This is a genomic window from Winogradskyella haliclonae, assembly GCF_014635865.1.
GTDB lineage: Bacteria > Bacteroidota > Bacteroidia > Flavobacteriales > Flavobacteriaceae > Winogradskyella > Winogradskyella haliclonae.
This window is the reverse complement of the sequence record NZ_BMDQ01000001.1, coordinates 1,375,068-1,394,703: the sequence shown is the minus strand read 5'-3', so window position 1 is coordinate 1,394,703 and position 19,636 is coordinate 1,375,068. Positions and strand designations below refer to the sequence as shown.

Annotated in this window: 24 protein-coding genes; 16 read left to right on the top strand and 8 right to left on the bottom strand. The window is 33.5% G+C overall.

Annotation, left to right across the window (positions count from 1 at the left end; genetic code table 11):
- Positions 1–724 precede the first annotated feature (724 nt).
- From msrB to IEV10_RS06325, 5 genes are all read left to right on the top strand, one after another.
- Positions 725–1,177 (top strand): peptide-methionine (R)-S-oxide reductase MsrB, encoded by a 453-nt coding sequence (gene msrB, locus IEV10_RS06345; protein ID WP_188373841.1) that lies wholly within the window; start codon positions 725–727, stop codon positions 1,175–1,177.
- Positions 1,177–1,719, top strand: coding sequence for a peptide-methionine (S)-S-oxide reductase MsrA (gene msrA / locus IEV10_RS06340; protein WP_188373840.1), 543 nt, complete (start codon positions 1,177–1,179; stop codon positions 1,717–1,719). Before msrB ends, msrA begins: the two co-directional genes overlap by 1 nt.
- 258 nt (positions 1,720–1,977) lie before the next feature.
- Positions 1,978–3,540, top strand: a complete 1,563-nt coding sequence (locus tag IEV10_RS06335) for a protein adenylyltransferase SelO (protein WP_188373839.1) — start codon at positions 1,978–1,980, stop codon at positions 3,538–3,540.
- Positions 3,541–3,548: 8 nt separating this feature from the next.
- Positions 3,549–3,788 (top strand): DUF7672 family protein, encoded by a 240-nt coding sequence (locus IEV10_RS06330; RefSeq protein WP_188373838.1) that lies wholly within the window; start codon positions 3,549–3,551, stop codon positions 3,786–3,788.
- Positions 3,789–4,517: a nitroreductase family protein gene (locus IEV10_RS06325; protein ID WP_188373837.1), complete on the top strand. Its 729-nt coding sequence runs from the start codon at positions 3,789–3,791 to the stop codon at positions 4,515–4,517.
- On the opposite strand, the gene IEV10_RS06320 is transcribed toward IEV10_RS06325, so the two are convergent.
- The 5 genes from IEV10_RS06320 to IEV10_RS06300 all read right to left on the bottom strand — a co-directional run bounded on the left by IEV10_RS06320 (position 4,514) and on the right by IEV10_RS06300 (position 8,698).
- On the bottom strand, positions 4,514–6,523 hold the full coding sequence (locus IEV10_RS06320) for a protein-disulfide reductase DsbD family protein (RefSeq protein ID WP_188373836.1): 2,010 nt from the start codon (positions 6,521–6,523) through the stop codon (positions 4,514–4,516). The two genes, IEV10_RS06325 and IEV10_RS06320, sit on opposite strands and share 4 nt — an antisense overlap.
- Positions 6,524–6,649: 126 nt before the next feature.
- The gene (locus IEV10_RS06315) at positions 6,650–7,060 is read right to left on the bottom strand and encodes a rhodanese-like domain-containing protein (RefSeq protein WP_188373835.1); all 411 of its coding nucleotides are present in this window, start codon (positions 7,058–7,060) and stop codon (positions 6,650–6,652) included.
- Between the two features lie 6 nt (positions 7,061–7,066).
- Positions 7,067–7,387, bottom strand: a complete 321-nt coding sequence (locus IEV10_RS06310; protein ID WP_188373834.1) for a rhodanese-like domain-containing protein — start codon at positions 7,385–7,387, stop codon at positions 7,067–7,069.
- A gap of 116 nt (positions 7,388–7,503) precedes the next feature.
- Entirely contained in the window at positions 7,504–8,163 is a 660-nt protein-coding gene (locus IEV10_RS06305; RefSeq protein WP_188373833.1) for a thioredoxin family protein, read from the bottom strand.
- 7 nt (positions 8,164–8,170) lie between these two features.
- Entirely contained in the window at positions 8,171–8,698 is a 528-nt protein-coding gene (locus tag IEV10_RS06300; RefSeq protein WP_188373832.1) for a TlpA family protein disulfide reductase, read from the bottom strand.
- A 125-nt stretch (positions 8,699–8,823) separates the two neighbouring features.
- Between IEV10_RS06300 and IEV10_RS06295 the strand changes: the two genes are divergently transcribed.
- The 11 genes from IEV10_RS06295 to IEV10_RS06245 all read left to right on the top strand — a co-directional run bounded on the left by IEV10_RS06295 (position 8,824) and on the right by IEV10_RS06245 (position 17,742).
- A complete protein-coding gene (locus IEV10_RS06295; RefSeq protein WP_188373831.1) occupies positions 8,824–9,390 on the top strand; it encodes a YceI family protein in 567 nt (188 codons plus the stop codon).
- Between the two features lie 213 nt (positions 9,391–9,603).
- Positions 9,604–11,010, top strand: a complete 1,407-nt coding sequence (locus tag IEV10_RS06290; protein WP_188373830.1) for an anthranilate synthase component I family protein — start codon at positions 9,604–9,606, stop codon at positions 11,008–11,010.
- A gap of 1 nt (position 11,011) precedes the next feature.
- Positions 11,012–11,578, top strand: coding sequence for an anthranilate synthase component II (locus tag IEV10_RS06285; RefSeq protein ID WP_188373829.1), 567 nt, complete (start codon positions 11,012–11,014; stop codon positions 11,576–11,578).
- 6 nt (positions 11,579–11,584) lie between these two features.
- A complete protein-coding gene (gene trpD / locus IEV10_RS06280; RefSeq protein WP_188373828.1) occupies positions 11,585–12,577 on the top strand; it encodes an anthranilate phosphoribosyltransferase in 993 nt (330 codons plus the stop codon).
- Positions 12,574–13,359 carry an indole-3-glycerol phosphate synthase TrpC gene (gene trpC / locus IEV10_RS06275; RefSeq protein ID WP_188373827.1) on the top strand — a complete coding sequence of 262 codons (786 nt, stop codon included), beginning with the start codon at positions 12,574–12,576 and terminating at the stop codon, positions 13,357–13,359. The genes trpD and trpC overlap by 4 nt, the downstream gene beginning before the upstream one ends.
- Positions 13,356–13,970 (top strand): phosphoribosylanthranilate isomerase, encoded by a 615-nt coding sequence (locus IEV10_RS06270; RefSeq protein ID WP_188373826.1) that lies wholly within the window; start codon positions 13,356–13,358, stop codon positions 13,968–13,970. The genes trpC and IEV10_RS06270 overlap by 4 nt, the downstream gene beginning before the upstream one ends.
- Positions 13,960–15,141: a tryptophan synthase subunit beta gene (gene trpB, locus IEV10_RS06265; RefSeq protein WP_188373825.1), complete on the top strand. Its 1,182-nt coding sequence runs from the start codon at positions 13,960–13,962 to the stop codon at positions 15,139–15,141. Before IEV10_RS06270 ends, trpB begins: the two co-directional genes overlap by 11 nt.
- Position 15,142: 1 nt before the next feature.
- On the top strand, positions 15,143–15,907 hold the full coding sequence (gene trpA, locus IEV10_RS06260; RefSeq protein WP_188373824.1) for a tryptophan synthase subunit alpha: 765 nt from the start codon (positions 15,143–15,145) through the stop codon (positions 15,905–15,907).
- Positions 15,908–15,913: 6 nt separating this feature from the next.
- The gene (locus IEV10_RS06255; protein WP_188373823.1) at positions 15,914–16,378 is read left to right on the top strand and encodes a GNAT family N-acetyltransferase; all 465 of its coding nucleotides are present in this window, start codon (positions 15,914–15,916) and stop codon (positions 16,376–16,378) included.
- Positions 16,379–16,384: 6 nt separating this feature from the next.
- A complete protein-coding gene (locus IEV10_RS06250; protein WP_188373822.1) occupies positions 16,385–16,840 on the top strand; it encodes a tRNA (cytidine(34)-2'-O)-methyltransferase in 456 nt (151 codons plus the stop codon).
- A gap of 11 nt (positions 16,841–16,851) precedes the next feature.
- Positions 16,852–17,742, top strand: coding sequence for a YitT family protein (locus tag IEV10_RS06245; protein WP_229719613.1), 891 nt, complete (start codon positions 16,852–16,854; stop codon positions 17,740–17,742).
- Here IEV10_RS06245 and IEV10_RS06240 read toward each other — a convergent pair.
- From IEV10_RS06240 to IEV10_RS06230, 3 genes are read right to left on the bottom strand one after another with little or no spacing between them, the layout of a single operon-like run.
- Complete coding sequence (locus tag IEV10_RS06240; RefSeq protein ID WP_188373821.1) at positions 17,739–17,963, bottom strand: VF530 family protein; 225 nt, start codon at positions 17,961–17,963, stop codon at positions 17,739–17,741. The genes IEV10_RS06245 and IEV10_RS06240 overlap by 4 nt on opposite strands.
- Before the next feature lies 1 nt (position 17,964).
- Positions 17,965–18,180, bottom strand: coding sequence for a DUF6500 family protein (locus IEV10_RS06235; RefSeq protein WP_188373820.1), 216 nt, complete (start codon positions 18,178–18,180; stop codon positions 17,965–17,967).
- Positions 18,181–18,182: 2 nt separating this feature from the next.
- The gene (locus IEV10_RS06230; protein WP_188373819.1) at positions 18,183–19,481 is read right to left on the bottom strand and encodes a DEAD/DEAH box helicase; all 1,299 of its coding nucleotides are present in this window, start codon (positions 19,479–19,481) and stop codon (positions 18,183–18,185) included.
- Positions 19,482–19,636 lie beyond the last annotated feature (155 nt).

Genomic DNA, 19,636 nt, shown 5'->3' with positions numbered 1-19,636 from the left:
TAGTAGAGTTTAGTTTAATTAATACTAATAAATCTTCATCAAAATAGTTCGATTTATGTCCCGTTGACTCCACAATTAAGCGTAGCTTAATATCAGTTTTATGTAACAAAGCGCAACAAGTTTTACTTGATTGTGCTTTGTTATTTAAAGATGTAATAGAAACAATTAAGATACATTTACAGTATGGGAGTAATAGTGAACAGCGAAGCTAATCTCTCCGATTCCACAATAAACACTTGTATTTTTATTAAGCTCAATGACTATATAAATAGTAATATGGCCACTAATATGAATAACAATAAGAATACTAATCCTTCATTTGGTTTTACTAAAAATTCCCACGAATTTCTTTTATCATTTCGCTGCATCCTAACTTATCTTTTATCTAACAGCAAAGCATTAATTAAACATGGTTAATCTTTGTTATGTTAAATCGTTTCAATAAAGTTAATTTAAGTCATACTCACACCAACATTAAATGTAATAAAACAGGCTATATTAGTCATATTTGGGCTGTATAGGTAATAAGTGGGAATATATCATTAACTATGTAAGGAATTCACCAATATATCGACTACTTTTACATCTAAATAAAGCATATTTATTAACTAGAAAAGAAACCGAAAAACTTCGACTAAAATTAGTCTTATTAATTTCAATGATGAGGTTGTTTCTGACCTAATTAATAGAATATTAACCCACAGAAAGAAAGGAACCTAAAAGTATGCTGACTTGGAAAGATGTTATCAACTTTTCCGTAAACGGAAACCCAACGCCAGACAGACGCGTTGAAAAAACAGAAGATGAGTGGAAAGCTCAATTAACTCCAGAACAATTTAGGATTACAAGACAAAAAGGTACAGAACGTGCTCATAGTGGAGCACTTTGTAGTATTTATGACGAAGGCAAGTACAACTGTGTATGTTGTACTACGGCTTTATTCGATTCTACAATTAAGTTTAGTTCTGGAACGGGCTGGCCTAGTTTTACACAGCCCATTAAAGAAAATGCCATTAAGTACCAAAGAGACACCTCTTATGGTATGGTACGCGTAGAGGTGATGTGTAACACTTGTGATGCGCATTTAGGGCATATATTTCCTGACGGGCCAGAACCAAGTGGATTGCGTTATTGTATCAATTCGGAGTCAATGATTTTAGACAAGGAGATGGCTTAATGAAAACTAAGAATATACAAATAGCTACGGTCGGTGGTGGTTGCTTTTGGTGTACAGAAGCTGTTTTTCAGGAAGTAAAAGGTGTAGAAAAAGTAGTCTCTGGGTATTCTGGCGGGACTGTTCCTGGCCACCCAACCTATCGCGAGATATGTTCTGGACTTACGGGACATGCAGAGGTTATTCAGATTACTTTTGATGCTAATGTAATTTTATATGAGGATATTTTAGTCATTTTTATGACTACGCATGACCCGACAACATTAAATCGTCAAGGTGCTGATCGAGGCACACAATACCGTTCTGTTATTTTTTATCATAATGAAGACCAAAAAGAAATTGCAGAAGTCGTTAGTAAAGAGATTGCGCCTTATTACGAAAATCCTGTTGTGACTGAAATTTCGCCATTAGATGTTTTTTACGAAGCCGAAAAAGAACATCAAAACTATTACAAGAATAATCAGTCTCAAGGGTATTGTAGTTTTGTTATTACTCCAAAACTAAGCAAGCTTAGACAATTACACGCTGACAAACTTAAATCGTAATTCTAAAAGCGTAATGGAAACAAAAATTAAACTTTATGGCACCGAAAGGTGCCATAAAACACAATACTATAAATCTTTTTTTGAAAATAAGAACCTTAGGTATCTGTTTCTTGATGTTGAAAAAAATGAAAGAAATGCCATCGAATTACGTAACTTATACGAGAATAAAAAACTTAATTTTCCCACAGTTACGATTTCTGGTAAAAAGCTAAGGAATCCCTCAGAAAAAGATTTGAATAAGTGGATTAATAAATTAGTATGAACCTCAATCTAAAACATACATTTATAACCGAGCTACCAGCTGACCCTATTACTGAGAATACTAGACGTCAAGTTAATAACGCTTGTTTTAGTTATGTTTTACCCAAAAAGACGTCTCAACCAAAATTAATTCACGTCTCCAAAGAATGCTCCAAAGATTTGGGGTTTACAGATAAAGACCTACAATCTGAAGAATTCTTGAAAATTGTAACTGGAAATAAAGTCTTAGAAAGCACAACGCCTTATGCCATGTGTTACGGCGGGCACCAATTTGGTAATTGGGCTGGACAACTTGGTGATGGTAGAGCGATTAATTTATTTGATATTGCGCATAATAACAAGCAATGGACCATTCAGCTTAAAGGCGCTGGCGAAACACCATACTCTAGACAAGGTGATGGATTAGCCGTTTTACGTTCTTCCATAAGAGAATATTTGTGTAGTGAAGCAATGCATCATTTAGGGATTCCAACTACACGTGCTTTGTCTCTAGCATTAACTGGTGATGATGTTTTACGCGATATGCTATATGATGGTAATCAAGCTTATGAAAAAGGAGCTATTGTCTCTAGAGTATCACCTACCTTTTTACGTTTTGGTAGTTATGAAATATTTGCAGCAAGAAATGACCACAAAACTTTAAAAATACTCGTTGATTATACTATAGTTCATCATTTTAGTCATTTAGGCAAGCCTTCAAAAGAAGTTTATATTCAATTTTTTAATGACGTTATGCAGCGTACTTTAGATATGATTATCCATTGGCAACGTGTCGGTTTTGTGCATGGCGTTATGAACACCGATAACATGTCTATTTTAGGATTAACTATAGATTATGGACCTTATGGCTGGTTAGATAATTTCGATTTTGGCTGGACGCCAAATACTACGGATGCGCAAAACAAACGTTATCGCTTCGCCAATCAACCCAATATTGGCCTTTGGAATTTGTACCAACTTGCCAATGCTTTATACCCTTTAATTGAAGAAGCTGAACCTTTAGAAACTATTCTCGAAAACTATAAATTAGGTTTTGAAAAGAAATCTTTCAAGATGATGACATCTAAACTTGGACTGCTTGAAGATGATGAAAAGGATTTAAAACTTATTCAGACTTTGGAAGATATTCTACATTTAACCGAAACAGACATGACTATTTTCTTTAGAAAATTAAGTGGTTTTAAAAAAGACAATTCCATTAATGGGTTTCAACTTATTCAAGATGCATTCTACAGTATTGAATCCATTACCGATGGTATTAAAAAGGAATGGTATGATTGGTTTGACTGTTATCAATTTAGATTAGAAAAAGAAAAATTATCTGATGATGAGCGCCTAGCTAAAATGAACGCCATTAACCCAAAATATGTACTCAGAAACTATATGGCACAACTCGCTATTGATGATGCAAACAAAGGTGATTACCAATTAATTGATGAATTATTTCAACTTTTAAAACAACCCTATGATGAACAACCAAAGCATGAAAAATGGTTTGCTAAACGACCAGAATGGGCACGACATAAAGTTGGTTGTTCTATGTTATCTTGTAGCTCTTAATTAAATCTATGCTTAGATTTTATACCATAGGACTTTTAATCTTAATAGTAGCTATTTTAGCTAATGTCATTGCAATGAAATTAAACATACTTACTTGGTATGATTATATGTCTTTTTTAACCAAGACCAATACATCCGATATCACAGTAAAATTTATCGATTACATATGGTTATTTTTAGTCTATCCGCTAACTCTTGGTTTTGGTTATAGGATAGGTGATTATATCTACAAACTAATATTCAATTAAATGGAAAAAACAGTTTCTGAAGCTATCGCCTATAGACGTTCTACACGAGTTTATAAAGACACACCCATTGCTACCGAAAAAGTAAAACAATGCCTAGTTAATGCGTCTTTAGCACCTACTAGTAGCAACTTACAATTATGGGAATTCTATCATGTAACTGATGAGGAAAAGCTTAAGGCGTTAGCTGAAGCTTGTTTTAACCAAAGTGCGGCAAAAACTGCAAAACAATTGGTAGTTGTTGTGACCCGAAAAGATTTGTGGCGTAAACGTGCAAAGGCCAATATTGATTTCTTAAATAAAGTTTATGACAAAGAAGATTTGAGTGAACGTGATTTGAAACGCAAAAAAATGGCAACTAACTATTACAAGAAACTAATCCCAACTATATATTCTGATTTTTTGGGGATATTTGGCTTTTTTAAATATATAACATTCAATATCATCGGGTTATTTAAACCTATCTATCGCCAAGCACGATTAAGTGACATGCGTATTGTAGCTCATAAAAGTGCAGGTTTGGCAGCTCAAAATTTCATGAATAGTATGGCTGCGATTGGTTATGATACTTGCCCAATGGAAGGCAGTGATACGCTAAGAGTAAAAAGAATTTTAGACTTACCTCGAGGTGCCGAAATTAATATGGTAATTGGTTGCGGCATTAGAGATGATAAAGGCATTTATGGGCCTCGGTTTAGAATTCCTTTTGAGGACGTTTATTTTGAAGTTTAGTTATTAAACTTAAAGCTAGAAATCGATTCAGACTTTTTAAAATTATCTAAACCTGTTTTCAGCCATTCAAAGTAAGCCTCTGCATTTGGCTCATAAGCATTTGTTGTATTTAGCAATTCTAAATCGTGATTTAATAACACATAATACGGTTGTGAATTATTCTGAAAGTTTATAGTTTGAAAGGTTGCCCATTTATCGCCTATTGTTTCAATAGTTTTCACAGTTCCATTTGCCCTTAAGTAATCAAACTGTTCTGCTTCAGGCAATTCTTTTTTATCATCGACGTATAAAGAGATAATAACATATTGTTCGCTTAAAATATCATAAACTTCAGTGGTGCTCCAAACCTGCTCTTCCATTTTACGACAGTTAACACAAGCCCAACCTGTAAAATCTAATAAAATTGGTTTGTTTTCTGCTTTCGCTTTTGCCAAACCTTGTTGCCAGTCTTTATCACAATTTAAATCTAATGGGCAATTAGATGCCTTATCATACAAACTGTAAAACATAGGTGGCGGAAAACCACTTAGTAGTTTCAAATTAGCAGACTTAGTGTTGGTTAACCCTGGTATTAAATAGATGACGAAAGCTATAACCAAAATTCCTGTGGTGATACGCCCCTTTCCTAATTTCTGAAGTGGCCCATCATGCGGGAATTTAATTTTTCCGAATAAGTATAAGATTAAACCAATACCTATTATAATCCAAAGTCCAATAAAGACCTCACGTTTTAGTAATCCCCAATGTTCTACCAAATCTGCATTAGACAAGAATTTTAGTGCTAGGGCCAATTCTATAAATCCTAAGACTACTTTTACAGTATTTAACCACCCACCAGATTTTGGCAACGAGTTTAACCATTTTGGGAACATCGCAAATAACGTAAATGGTAAAGCCAAAGCAAGACCAAAACCACTCATTCCCATAGTTAATTGCATCGCACCACCATCTGCAGTAAGAGAACTTCCTAATAGGGTTCCTAAAATTGGTCCTGTACATGAGAAAGACACTATTGCTAAAGTCAAGGCCATAAAAAACACGCCGATAAATCCACCTATTTTGTTGGCTCTACTGTCCATAGCTGCACTCCACGATTGCGGTAAAGTCAATTCAAAATAGCCAAAGAATGAAAATGCAAAAGCTATAAAAATGATAAAGAAAATAATATTTAAAGTCACATTTGTAGAGATGCTGTTGAGAATTCCCGGATCCAAAGAATCTAATAAGTGAAACGGAATGCTTAATAACACATAAATTAAAAAGATAAAAAATCCGTAAAGAATAGAATTGAATAATCCTTTCTTAGAGTCTCCTGAATTTTTAGTGAAAAATGAAACTGTTAGAGGTATCATTGGAAAGACACAAGGCGTTAACAATGCTATTAAACCACCCAGAAAACCTAAAATAAAGATTGAAAAATTACTTTTCTCTTCTATATCTTGCTTTTCATATTTGTCCCAACCTGTAATATTTAGTTTTAATTCTTCTGAGAGTTTCTGACTACGCTCATCAATATTTACAACTTTAGCTTCAGTTTTGCTTCCATCTAAATTAATAGTAAATATATGATCTCCAGGAATACACTTCTCATGGTCACAGGTTTGGTATTCAACATAAACGTCAATCGTATTTAAATCTGGATTAATCAAAGAAATCTGTTGTTCAAAAATAGCTTGGTCATAAAACTTAACGACATCTTCATCAAATACTGGATCGTATTTAGAAGCTACATTAGGCTCAGATGTTTTTCCAATTAATTTATAATTACCCTCAGATTCTCTGAACTCAAAAAGAGTTTGAGGCGCAAAACCTTCTTCATCTATTTTAAATTGAGAATAAATTGCCCAACCTTGATCTAAGTCTACTTTAAATGTCAGATTATAATCCGTATCAGATATTTTCTCAACAGAATGCTCCCATTTTGCTGGTTCTAAAATTTGCGAAAAAACAGAGGATGTAAAAACTAGACTTAGTATTGCGAAAAGAAAACGCTTCGATATTGCCATAGATAAAAGTTAAAGCACAAATGTATATGTTGTGCAGATTTTACTATTAAAAAGTCGTCTAATTTATAAAAACCTTAAGAATTCAAGGCATAAAAAAACCGAACGTTTTGTGTTCGGCTATTCGTTTTATGATTTTTTCTCTATGGCAAGTACCTCGGAATATTGCCATTTAGATATACCGCCTTCGAGTTCATAAATTTTTTCAAAGCCAGCCTCTTTAAGTTTTCGAGCACATTTAGCACTTCGTTTTCCAGACTTACAATACAATAATACAGGCTTTGACTTATCTAATTTAGTAATATCCTCTTCAAAAGTCGGAGATCTAAAATCTATATTTTGAGCAGATTCTATATGAATTTCATCAAACTCAGACGGTGTACGTACATCAACAAGTTGTACATCTTCTAGTTCTATAATTTTTTTCATTTCTTCAGCTGTAACCAACTTTACATCAGTAGAATCTGCTTTTTTATCAACGCAGCTCGTACTTAATAATAAAATGAAACTCAACAATGTGATTGATAATAGTCTTTTCATGATTGATTATGATATTTGATTGACCTCTCCTTTCCATTCTGTAAAACCACCAAGAAGATTATATGTATTCTCAAAACCTAGCTGATTCATAATAGCACATGCTTGGGCACTCCTTCCTCCAGCTTTACAATACACAAAATAATTTTTGGAGTTATCTAATTGCTGAATCTCATCAATAAAGCCTTGCCCCTTGAAAATATCTATATGTATCGCATTAGGAATAACACCTAATTCTTCAACCTCTTCTTGTGTTCTAACATCTAAAACTACTGAATTATTGTCTTCAGATAGCATTTTTGTCCAATCTTCTTGTTGTAAATCAGCCATTTACTTTAAATTTCTTAAACAAAATTAACATTTCTTTATGATATAGACGTAAAAAAATCTGAAGTGTTACACTCCAGATTTAATTTTAACATTTATTCACGCTAAGTTAAAACCTATTATTTTGTTTTAATAGAACAACCAATTGCTCTTGTTTTTTTCTGTTCTATTTCTTTCCCTGCAAGAAGTGCATCAACAGCATTTTCCGCATACTTAGTTTTTACGGCACTCGCATCTTTATAATTATCATCAATCGCACCAATATACTTTACAATATTACCTTTCGTAGATTTTTCTAAGATATAAACGTGAGGTGTCTTAGTTGCGCCATATTGCGGATATATTTTTTGACCATCGTCCATTAAATAAGGAAAAGTAAAGCCTTTGGCTTTTGCTCTAGCTTTCATCGCTTGCATATTATCTCCAGGTTTAACATCGGTGTCATTTGGCATAATTGCAATAACTGGATATCCTTTTGATGCGTATTTTTTATCTAACTCTACAATTCTATCTTCATAAGCCACTGCATAAGGACACGTGTTACATGTAAATATGACAATAAAACCTTTTGCTGTTTTATAATCTGCAAGTGATACTTTTTTTCCATCTATATTCTCTAAAGAGAAATCTGTAGCTACATCACCAATATCATAACCGCCATCAGTTGTAATAGTAAATGCTGTTAAACTTACAAAGCAGACTATAGCTGCCAATAATCCTAGTGTTTTACTCACGCCATACGTATTGGTATTTTGACGTTTGTGATTTGAAAAATTCATGATAAATCTATTTTAAAAATTGTTGTACTTCTGTTTTTAACTCTTCATAAGTAAACGACTTTTCGTAAAACTGTCGTTTATCGTCTTTATATATTATGGTAGCAGGCAAAGCTCCTGACCAAGAGCTATCTATTGCTGGTATCCATCTATTTTGATCCACGTCATCAAAACAAACGACTTCGGATTGTAATTTTTTCGCTTTGATAAAAGGTTTTAGCTTAGTCTCATACTGTCTTGGGAAGTCTAAACTTACCAACAACACCTCAACATTTTTGTCTTGGTATTCAGCGTTTACTTTTTCAAAATATGGCAATTCTTTAACACATGGCGCACACCATGTTGCCCAAAAATTGACAACATGCACCTTACCATCCGTTTTATTAATTAAAGGTTCCAGACCATCGTAGTCATAGATTTTTAAATCTATATCAGACTTAACTTCTGCTTCAGAATTTTTTACTTGAGCAACAACTTCTTTTGATGCCTCTTTACAAGAGAAGTTTAAAAGCAATACTATGATTAAGAATCGTTTCATCTTATAAAATTAATGATGCATTTATGGAGATGAGAACTTTTAACAAAAAATTAAATTTAAATTTATTGACCAATAGTAAGTTTGTGCTGATAATCGAGACAAATAAAAATCTTGAAAAAAATACAATGAAAAATATAAAAATAGCAGCAGTATTAGTCTTAGCTATATCATTTTTTTCTTTCACTATACTAAAAGAAAAACAAGTTGATGTAGAGGCAAGCAAAATCTCATGGATTGGCAAAAAAGTAACTGGAAGTCATGAAGGCACAATCAATCTTGAAAGTGGTGTACTTAAATTTGACGGTAATAAATTAGTCGGTGGAAATTTTGTTATAGACATGACTACTATCAACGTCACTGACCTATCAGGAAAAGGCAAAGCAAATTTAGAAGGGCATTTAAAATCGGATGATTTCTTTGGTGTAGAAAAACATAAAAAAGCGACATTTGAAATTACTAACGCTGGAAAATTAAATGACAAAACTTATGAAATTAATGGAGATTTAACTATTAAAGGCATTACAAAAACAACAAGTTTCACAATGTTTTTAGAAAGCAATTCTGCTAAAGCAAAATTAACGATAGATCGCACAAAATTTGATATCAAATATGGCTCTGCTTCTTTTATTGATAACTTAAAAGATAAAGCTATTTCTGATGATTTTGAGCTTGATGTAAAATTATCATTCTAGTTAAATAGAAAACTTTCAAATTAGTTTGAAATAAAAAATTTCATTTCTATATTTGAACTTTAAATAAACAAATGCAAACAAACAAAACATGGTGGTGGAGCTTTACTAACGAAACGTTCGTGAAGTAGTCCATTGTGTTTACTAAAATACTTAAAGGCTTGTCATTCACGACAAGCCTTTTTTAATTTTAATACTGAAATATATTCAGCCTAAATGAAAACATTTAATCTACACACCCATTACAAAAAGATTCTAACAGATACAATCACACCTGTATCTGTATATTATAAGGTAAGGGATAAATTTCCTAATAGCATTCTACTTGAAAGTGGGGATTATCATAGAAACCATAAAAATTTCTCATACATCTGTTTTAATCCTATAGCCTCTATAAAAGTTGAAAACGACGTTATATTTCAAAATTTCCCTGACGGAAGTTCTAATGATATTCCTATAACTGATTCTGTAAATGTTGTAGAGGAAATTCAAAGTTTCACAAAACGCTTCAACTCTAACTCTGAAGAAAATTTCAAGTTTATAAATAATGGGGTTTTTGGTTATACTGCTTATGATGCAGTCAAGTATTTTGAAGATGTTACTATTTCTAAAAAACACGATTCTGTCGAAATACCAGACCTATATTATGCCGTTTATCAGAATATTATAGCAATAAACCATTTTAAAAACGAAGCGTACATATTTGCGCATTGTCCCGAAGGTGTAGATAGTAATATCGAAGACATTGACAAACTTATTAATGTTCAAAATTTTGCATCTTTTAATTTTAATACAAAAAGCAATATTACATCAAATCTTACTGATGATGAATTTTTAGAGCATGTAGATTTAGCCAAAAAGCATTGTGCTAGAGGTGATGTTTTTCAGTTAGTACTATCACGACGTTTTACTCAAGAATTTTCTGGAGACGATTTTAATGTGTATCGTGCTTTAAGAAGTATCAATCCTTCACCATATTTGTTCTATTTCGATTATGGTAGTTTCAAAATTTTTGGAAGTTCTCCAGAAGCGCAATTAATTGTTACTGATGGTTTGGCAGAAATACATCCAATTGCTGGAACTTTTAAAAGAACTGGAGATGATGACAAAGATGCCGTTCTTGCAGAAGAATTAATAAATGATGAAAAGGAAAATGCCGAACACGTCATGCTTGTCGATTTAGCCAGAAACGACTTAAGCAGAAACGGAAATAATGTAAAAGTAGAGACTTACAGAGAAGTTCAATTCTTCTCTCACGTCATTCATCTAGTTAGTAAAGTTACTGGACAAAAACACGACAAAACCTCAACTATGCAGGTTGTAGCTGATACATTCCCTGCTGGAACGTTAAGCGGCGCTCCAAAACATAAAGCTATGCAGCTTATAGAAAAATATGAGAAAACTAGCCGTGGTTATTATGGTGGCGCGATTGGCTTTATGGATTTTGAAGGCAATTTTAATCATGCAATTATGATTAGGACATTCTTAAGTAAAGATTACAAACTTAACTGGCAAGCAGGCGCAGGATTGGTATCTCGGTCAAATCCTGAAAGCGAAAAACAAGAAGTATACAACAAATTGGGCGCTTTAAACAAAGCCATCGAACTTGCAAAAGACATTTAGTATGAAGAAAGTTTTAGTCATAGACAGTTATGATAGTTTCACTTATAATCTTGTTCATTATTTAGAAGATTTAAACTGTGAGGTTACCGTAAAACGAAACGATAAATTAACCTTGGATGAAGTTGACAATTTTAATAAGATTCTACTTTCTCCAGGTCCGGGAATTCCAGATGAAGCTGGACTATTAAAAGCGATTATTCAAAAATATGCGCCTACAAAAAGCATCCTTGGTGTTTGCTTAGGACAACAAGCTATTGGCGAAGTTTTTGGTGGCACACTAGAAAATTTAGATACTGTTTTTCATGGTGTGGCCACTAAGGTTACACAATCCGTTGATGACGAAAACTTATTTGATGAGTTAGACCAAACTTTTGAAGTAGGGCGTTACCATTCTTGGGTTGTCAATGCCAACTTACCAGATAGTTTAGAAGCGACATCATTCGATGAGAACGGACAAGTGATGTCTCTTAGGCACAAAGTATATGATGTAAAAGGTGTACAATACCATCCAGAATCGGTTTTAACACCAAATGGAAAACAAATTTTAAAGAATTGGGTGAATAGTTAAAAGAATATGAAAGACGTTTTAAACAGACTTATAGCTCACGAAACAATTTCTACTGAAGAAGCCAAGCAAATTATTGTTAACATATCTAACGACATGTACAATCCAAGTCAGATTGCTTGTTTTTTATCAGTATACATGATGCGCAGTATTACTATCGAAGAACTTCAAGGGTTTAGAGATGCACTTTTAGAACTTTGTATTCCAATAGACTTAAGTGCTTATAATGCTATAGATATTGTTGGTACAGGTGGTGATGGTAAAAACACCTTTAATATCTCAACATTATCGTCATTTATTACAGCTGGTGCGGGTGTTCATGTTTCTAAACATGGTAATTACGGTGTGTCTTCTACTTCAGGCTCGTCTAATGTAATGGAACATTTAGGTGTGAAATTTTCTAATAATGAAGATTTTTTGAAGCGCTGTTTGGACCATGCTGGCATATGCATTTTACATGCGCCTTTGTTTCATCCCGCCATGAAAAATGTAGCTCCAATCCGAAAAGAATTAGGTGTTAAAACATTTTTTAACATGCTAGGACCAATGGTAAATCCATCTTTTCCTAAACATCAATTATTGGGTGTTTATAATTTAGAAATACTACGGTTATACAGTTTCCTATACCAAAAAACAGATAAGAATTACAACATTGTTTTTGCCCTAGATGGTTACGACGAAATCTCCTTAACAGGAAAAGCAAAAATAATTTCAAATCATTCTGAAACCTTGTTTTCTCCGAGTGATTTAGATTTAAAAACCGTCAAACAATCAGAAATTTTTGGAGGAGACACTATAAAAGATGCTGCAAATCTATTTGTTAACATTATTGATGGAAAAGGCACTGAGGCACAAAACAATGTTGTTTGTACCAATGCTGGCTTAGCTATCGCAACACGAGAACAAATAACTCACAAAGAAGGGTTTGAACTTGCAAAAGAATCTTTATTAAGCGGAAAAGCAAAGCAAAGCTTAGATAAACTTATAGAATTAAGTAAATGAACATTTTAGATAAAATAGTAAAAGACAAACGTATAGAAGTTGACTTACGTAAATCTTTAATTCCTAAAAACCAGTTAGAACAATCTGTTCTTTTTGAAAGGGAAACTATTTCCTTATCAAAAAAATTAAAGAATAGTAATAGTGGCATCATTGCAGAACACAAAAGACGCTCACCATCTAAATCTGTAATTAATCATAATCTAAATGTACAAGATGTCGCTTCTGGATATGAAAACGCAGGTGTTTGTGGTATGTCTGTTTTAACTGACGGAAAATATTTTGGCGGTAGTTTAGACGATTTACAAATTGCTAGAGCAAGCTGTAATTTACCGCTTTTAAGGAAGGAGTTTATCATTGATGAGTATCAAATTATAGAAGCAAAATCATACGGCGCAGATGTCATTCTTCTCATCGCTGCTATACTAACTAAAGATGAAATAAAGCAATTTTCCGAATTAGCAAAGACTATAGGCCTAGATGTTTTATTGGAAGTTCACAACGAAGCAGAATTGCATAAATCTATAATGCCCTCATTAGATATGTTGGGTGTAAATAATAGAAATCTAAAAACTTTTGAGGTCAGCTTAGAAACTTCAAAACAATTAAGTCAGCAAATCCCAGATGATTTTATAAAGGTATCTGAAAGTGGTATTAGTTCTGTTGATGCTATAAAAGAATTACAACCATATGGATACAAAGGCTTTTTAATTGGTGAAAACTTTATGAAAACAGATAATCCTGGAGCAAGTGCCACAGAATTTATTCAAAAATTAGAGTCATGAAACTGAAAGTCTGCGGCATGAAATATCAAGAAAACATAGAAGCAGTTGCAACATTGCAACCAGATTATTTAGGCTTTATATTTTACGACAAGTCTTCAAGATTTTTTGATAGTAAAATCCCTGAACTCCCTAAGACTGTTAAAAAGACTGGTGTTTTTGTAAATGCCAATTTAGATAGTGTTCTTCAAATAATTAAAATACACAACCTACAAGCTGTTCAATTACACGGAAATGAATCTCCAGAATATTGCAAAACTTTAAAATATTCTGATGTAGAAATCATAAAGGTTTTTAGTATTAATGACAGTTTTGATTTTAGTGTATTAAAACCTTACGAAGGCATTGTCAACTATTTCTTGTTTGATACCAAAGGAAAACTACCTGGTGGAAACGGTTATACCTTCAACTGGGATGTATTAAAAGATTATCCTTCTACAACACCATACTTTTTAAGTGGTGGTATTGGATTAAATGAAATTGAAAATATAAAAACATTCAAAAAGAGTCCAGCTTCAAAATACTGCTACGCTATTGACGTAAACAGTAAATTTGAAATTGAGCCTGGATTAAAACATATTGAAGAATTAGAAAAATTTAAACATGAGCTATAACATCAACGAAAAAGGCTACTACGGTGAGTTTGGAGGCGCTTTCATACCCGAAATGCTGTATCCAAACGTAGAAGAATTACGTCAAAACTATCTAAAAGTTATGGCTGAACCTTTGTTTCAAGAAGAGTTTAATCAACTTTTAAAAGACTATGTTGGTCGCCCTTCTCCACTCTACTTTGCAAAACGCCTTTCCGAAAAGTACAACACCAAAGTCTATCTTAAACGTGAGGACCTTAACCATACTGGCGCACACAAAGTTAATAATACCATTGGACAGATTTTAATGGCAAAACGTTTGGGTAAAACAAGAATTATTGCCGAAACAGGTGCTGGACAACACGGTGTGGCCACTGCAACAGTTTGCGCTTTAATGGGTATGGAATGTATAGTTTACATGGGCGAAATTGATATTGCACGTCAGGCACCAAATGTTGCACGTATGAAAATGCTTGGCGCTGAAGTACGTCCAGCCTTATCAGGCAGTCGCACATTAAAAGACGCTACTAACGAGGCTATTCGCGATTGGATAAATAATCCTGTAGATACGCACTACATCATCGGTTCAGCTATAGGACCTCATCCCTATCCAGATATGGTGACGCGCTTTCAGTCTATTATTTCAGAAGAAATAAAATGGCAACTCAAAGAACATGAGGGTAAAGAAAACCCTGATTATGTCGTTGCATGTATCGGTGGCGGCAGCAATGCTGCAGGCACTTATTATCATTTTTTAGACAATGAGGATGTTGGCATTATAGCTGTAGAAGCAGCGGGAAAAGGCATTCATTCTGGAGAGAGTGCAGCCACTTCGGCATTAGGAAAAGAAGGCATCATTCACGGTTGCAAAACATTATTAATGCAAACCAATGATGGACAAATTACCGAGCCTTATTCTATTTCTGCTGGATTGGATTATCCTGGCGTTGGACCAATGCATTCGCATTTGTATAAATCTGGTCGTGGTGAATTCTATTCAGCTACGGATGACGAGGCCATGACTGCTGGATTAGAATTAGCGCAATTAGAAGGCATCATTCCTGCTATAGAAACAAGTCATGCTTTGGCCATTTTTAGTCACAAAACCTTTGAGCCCAATGATATCGTAGTTATTAGTTTGTCTGGTCGAGGAGATAAAGATTTACAGAATTATATTGATTATTTTAAATTATAAGATGAACAGAATAAATCAAAAATTAAAAGAAGGCAAAAAATTACTTTCTATATATTTTACAGCAGGTTATCCAAATATTAATGACACTATAACAATCATTCAAAATTTGGAAAAAAGTGGTGTTGACATGATTGAAATTGGCTTGCCATTTAGTGACCCACTAGCCGATGGACCAACCATTCAAGATAGCTCAACAAAAGCACTTCAAAATGGCATGACAAGTGAATTATTGTTTCAACAATTGAAAGATATTCGTAAAACGGTTTCTATTCCCTTAATCATTATGGGGTATTTTAACCCTGTGATGCAATATGGTGTAGAAGCCTTCTGTAAAAAATGCCAAGAGATAGGTATTGATGGACTCATTCTTCCTGATTTACCTGTAGATGTATATGCAGAACAGTATAAAGACACCTTTGAAAAATATGGACTTATTAGTGTATTTTTAATAACGCCTCAAACATCAGATGAGCGCATTAGATATATAGATTCAGTTTCTGATGGATTTATTTACATGGTAAGTTCCGCTAGTACAACTGGTGCTAAATCAGGATTTGGAAATGCTCAAGAAGATTATTTTAATCGCATAGCTAATATGAAACTTAGCAATCCACAGATTGTTGGCTTTGGCATTTCAAACAACGAGACATTTATGCAAGCCACAAAACAAGCTAAGGGTGCTATTATAGGAAGTGCTTTTATAAAACATGTTACTGCAAATGGTGTTGATACTATTGATACATTTGTAGACAACATAAAACCTTAGTTTATAATGAAGGTCATTCAATTTAGAACAGCAATTTTAGAAGATTTACCAATCTTATATCAGTTTGAGCAAGGCATTATAACTGCAGAACGTCCTTTTGATTCTACGCTTAAACCCGACCCTATAAATTATTATGACCTCAAAGAACTTATTCTCTCGGATAAAGCAGAAGTCGTTGTAGCACATATAGATGATAAAATCATTGCATCTGGTTATGCCAAAATATTAAATGGAAAACCGTATCATAAACATGATGAATATGCCTACTTAGGGTTTATGTTTGTTGAATCAGAATATAGAGGAAAAGGTATTATACAAAGCATAGTCGATAAATTAAAAGAATGGGCTCTAACTAAAGGTTTAAAAGAAATTCGATTAGAAGTTTATGACGATAATGATGCTGCGATTAGAGCTTATGAAAAATCAAACTTTAAAAAGCATATGGTAGAGATGCGTATGTTAATTAAATAAGCTCTTATGCCTCTAAATATTGTACTCATAGAACCTGAGATTCCAAACAACACTGGAAATATAGGTCGTTTAGCACTAGCAACTGGCTCACGTTTACATTTAGTAAAACCCTTTGGTTTTGACATAGACGATAAGCGATTAAAACGTGCTGGACTTGACTATTGGCAACATCTTGATGTTATCTATTATGACAGTGTTGATGAGTTCTTCAAAATGAATGAAACTCAAAAAATGGTTTTTCTGAGTAGTCATGGTACCAAACATCATTGGGATATTGATTTTGAAAATGAACTATTTTTAGTCTTCGGAAAAGAGTCTGTTGGGCTATCAAAAAACGTTACAGAAAAGTATTCTCAACAACTTTTTAAAATACCAATGTATAGTGAAAGTATTAGAAGTCTTAACTTAGCAAATGCAGTAAGTATTGTAACTTACGAAGGCTTGCGACAAATGCACCTTTAAATTATCAAATATTGAATACTTCTAAAATATCAAAACTCATTTCAGAATACGGACAAATAGCCCTAGGCATTGTTCTCGCTAGTATAGGCTTAAAAGCTTTTTTGTTACCAAATGGTTTTTTAGATGGAGGTGTTACTGGTATTGCACTCTTAGTAAGCTCTCAATTAAATATCAACATATCTGTTTTACTGATTGTGTTTAGTATTCCGTTTTTAATTTTAGGATACTACACCGTTTCAAAACGTATAGTCATAAAATCGATTATTAGTATTATTAGCTTAGCACTCTTTATTCATTTTGAAAATTTCGACACAATAACTGAAGACAAACTACTCATCTCAATTTTTGGAGGTTTATTTTTGGGCGCTGGTATTGGTATTGCCATTAGAAATGGCTCCGTTTTAGATGGTTCTGAAATCTTAGGCATTTACCTTAATGACAAATTTGGCTTTAGTATCGGTCAAGTTATTCTGCTGTTTAACATTATCTTGTTTAGTATTACGGCATATGTAATTTCGGTTGAAGTTGCGCTTTACTCTATATTAACTTATATCGTTACTGCTAAAGTTACAGACCTTATCATTGAAGGCTTTGAGGACTTTATTGGGGTCACTATAGTTTCAAAAGAGTATCTAAAAATTAAAGTGGCAATAATAAAAGAATTAGGTAGCGGACTCACAACATATAAAGGCGCTAAGGGTTTTGGAAATCAAGGTGAACAAGAAGGCTTTGACATTATACATACCGTTATAAACCGTATAGATATTAAAAAAATGCACCGCATTATTAATAGGATAGATAAAAACGCCTTCATTATCGAGTTTGATGTAAATAATGTGAAAGGTGGTGTCTTAAGACATTATCTTGACAAAAAGAAGAACAAATTATTACCTAAAGTCTAACGGCGCTTCTCTAGCATATTTAAATACATCTTTTCCACCTTAGTTCTTGCCCAAGGTGTACGTCGCAAAAACTTTAGACTACTTTTTACTGACGGCTCGTGCATAAAACAACGAATATTAATTTGATGCCCCATATATTCCCAACCATAATGCGCTACTAAATCTTCAACGATTTGTTGCAGTTTTATGCCGTGAAGAGGGTTGTTGGGTTGGGAATTCATATTATAAATCTAAAACCATTTGTTTAATTTTCACAGCCTTTTCAAAATGATCTAATTGATGTGTTTGGATCCACCATGTTGCAGCTTCCATTAATAGCTTTGGGTTGTCATTTTTGTTTTTGAAAAACGCATAAAAAGAAATACCGACATTAATACCTTTAACTGCAATTTTCTTATCGCAAACCTCTATAATTTTTGCTTTTAAAATTGGCGTCATAATTAATCTCTATTGTTGTTATTACGTCTTCTATTTCGATTACGATTCCTATTGCGCTTAGAGTTTTTTGTGTTAGAATCTCCTCCTTCTCTTTTAGGTTTGTTCTTTCTTCTGCCTTGACTACGTTGTCTATTCTGACCAGATTTTATAGGCTCGGTTGAAGCATTTGGGTCTGGCTCAAAACCTTCAATAATATCAACAGGTATTTTTTGAGCAATTAGCTTTTCAATATTTTTCAAATATAATGTTTCGTCTGCGCTAACTAGCGATAGTGCTTCACCACTAGCTCCTGCTCTACCGGTACGACCAATTCTATGCACATAATCTTCAGAAATATTAGGTAATTCAAAATTAACAACATGCGGCAATAATGGAATATCCAATCCACGAGCTGCGATATCCGTAGCGACTAAGACTCTAACTTTTCCACTTTTAAAACCTGCTAAAGCTTTTGTTCGTGCACCTTGACTCTTATTACCATGAATGGCCGCCGTAGATATACCAGCGCTAACCATCTTTTTTGTTAATCTATTAGCTCCATGCTTAGTTCTTGTAAATACTAAAACCTGTTGCCAATTACCATCAGAAATCAATTTAATAATTAATCCTGTTTTTTTGGCCTTAGCAACTCTGTACGCTTTTTGTTCAATGACTTCTACTGTAGTATTTTCTGGTGTAGCTTCTATCTGTACGGGATTGTTTAAAATAGAATAGGCTAACTTTTTAATAGCCTTAGAAAAGGTAGCCGAAAACATCAAATTTTGACGTTTTGCTGGCATTAATTTCATAACACGTTCGATATCTCGTAAAAAGCCCATATCCAACATGCGATCAGCTTCATCTAATACAAAAACCTCAACGCGTTTTATAGATAGCAAACCTTGGCTCTCTAAATCTATTAATCGACCAGGAGTTGCTACCAAAACATCAATACCTTGACGAATAGCTGCAACTTGTGGTTTTTGATTAACGCCTCCAAAAATCACAGCACTTTTAATATTTAAAAATTCAGAATATTCTCTAACATTGGCAAAAATTTGTGCCGCTAGCTCACGAGTTGGCGTGAGTATTAATGCACGTATTGGTCTATATTTTTGCTTTGGGTTTTCTGATAAAAAATGTAAAAGGGGTAACGTAAAACCTGCCGTTTTTCCTGTACCAGTTTGTGCAGATGCTAAAACATCTTTACCTTCTAAAACTGGCGGAATGGCTTTGGCTTGAATAGGTGATGGTGTTTCGTAACCTTTTTTGGCAATAGCTTTGAGTAAAGGCTCAGATAATCCTAAAGATTTAAATGACATATATACAATTTATGAAGGCCAATAATTGGCATTTTAGATGAATATCTATCAATTAAATCTCACCTCTTTTAATTTTAGCGAAAATACTTCTAATTTTTGCTTTAACTTGTATTTGTTTGACTTTATATATTTTAAATCCTAACTTCGTTTATAAA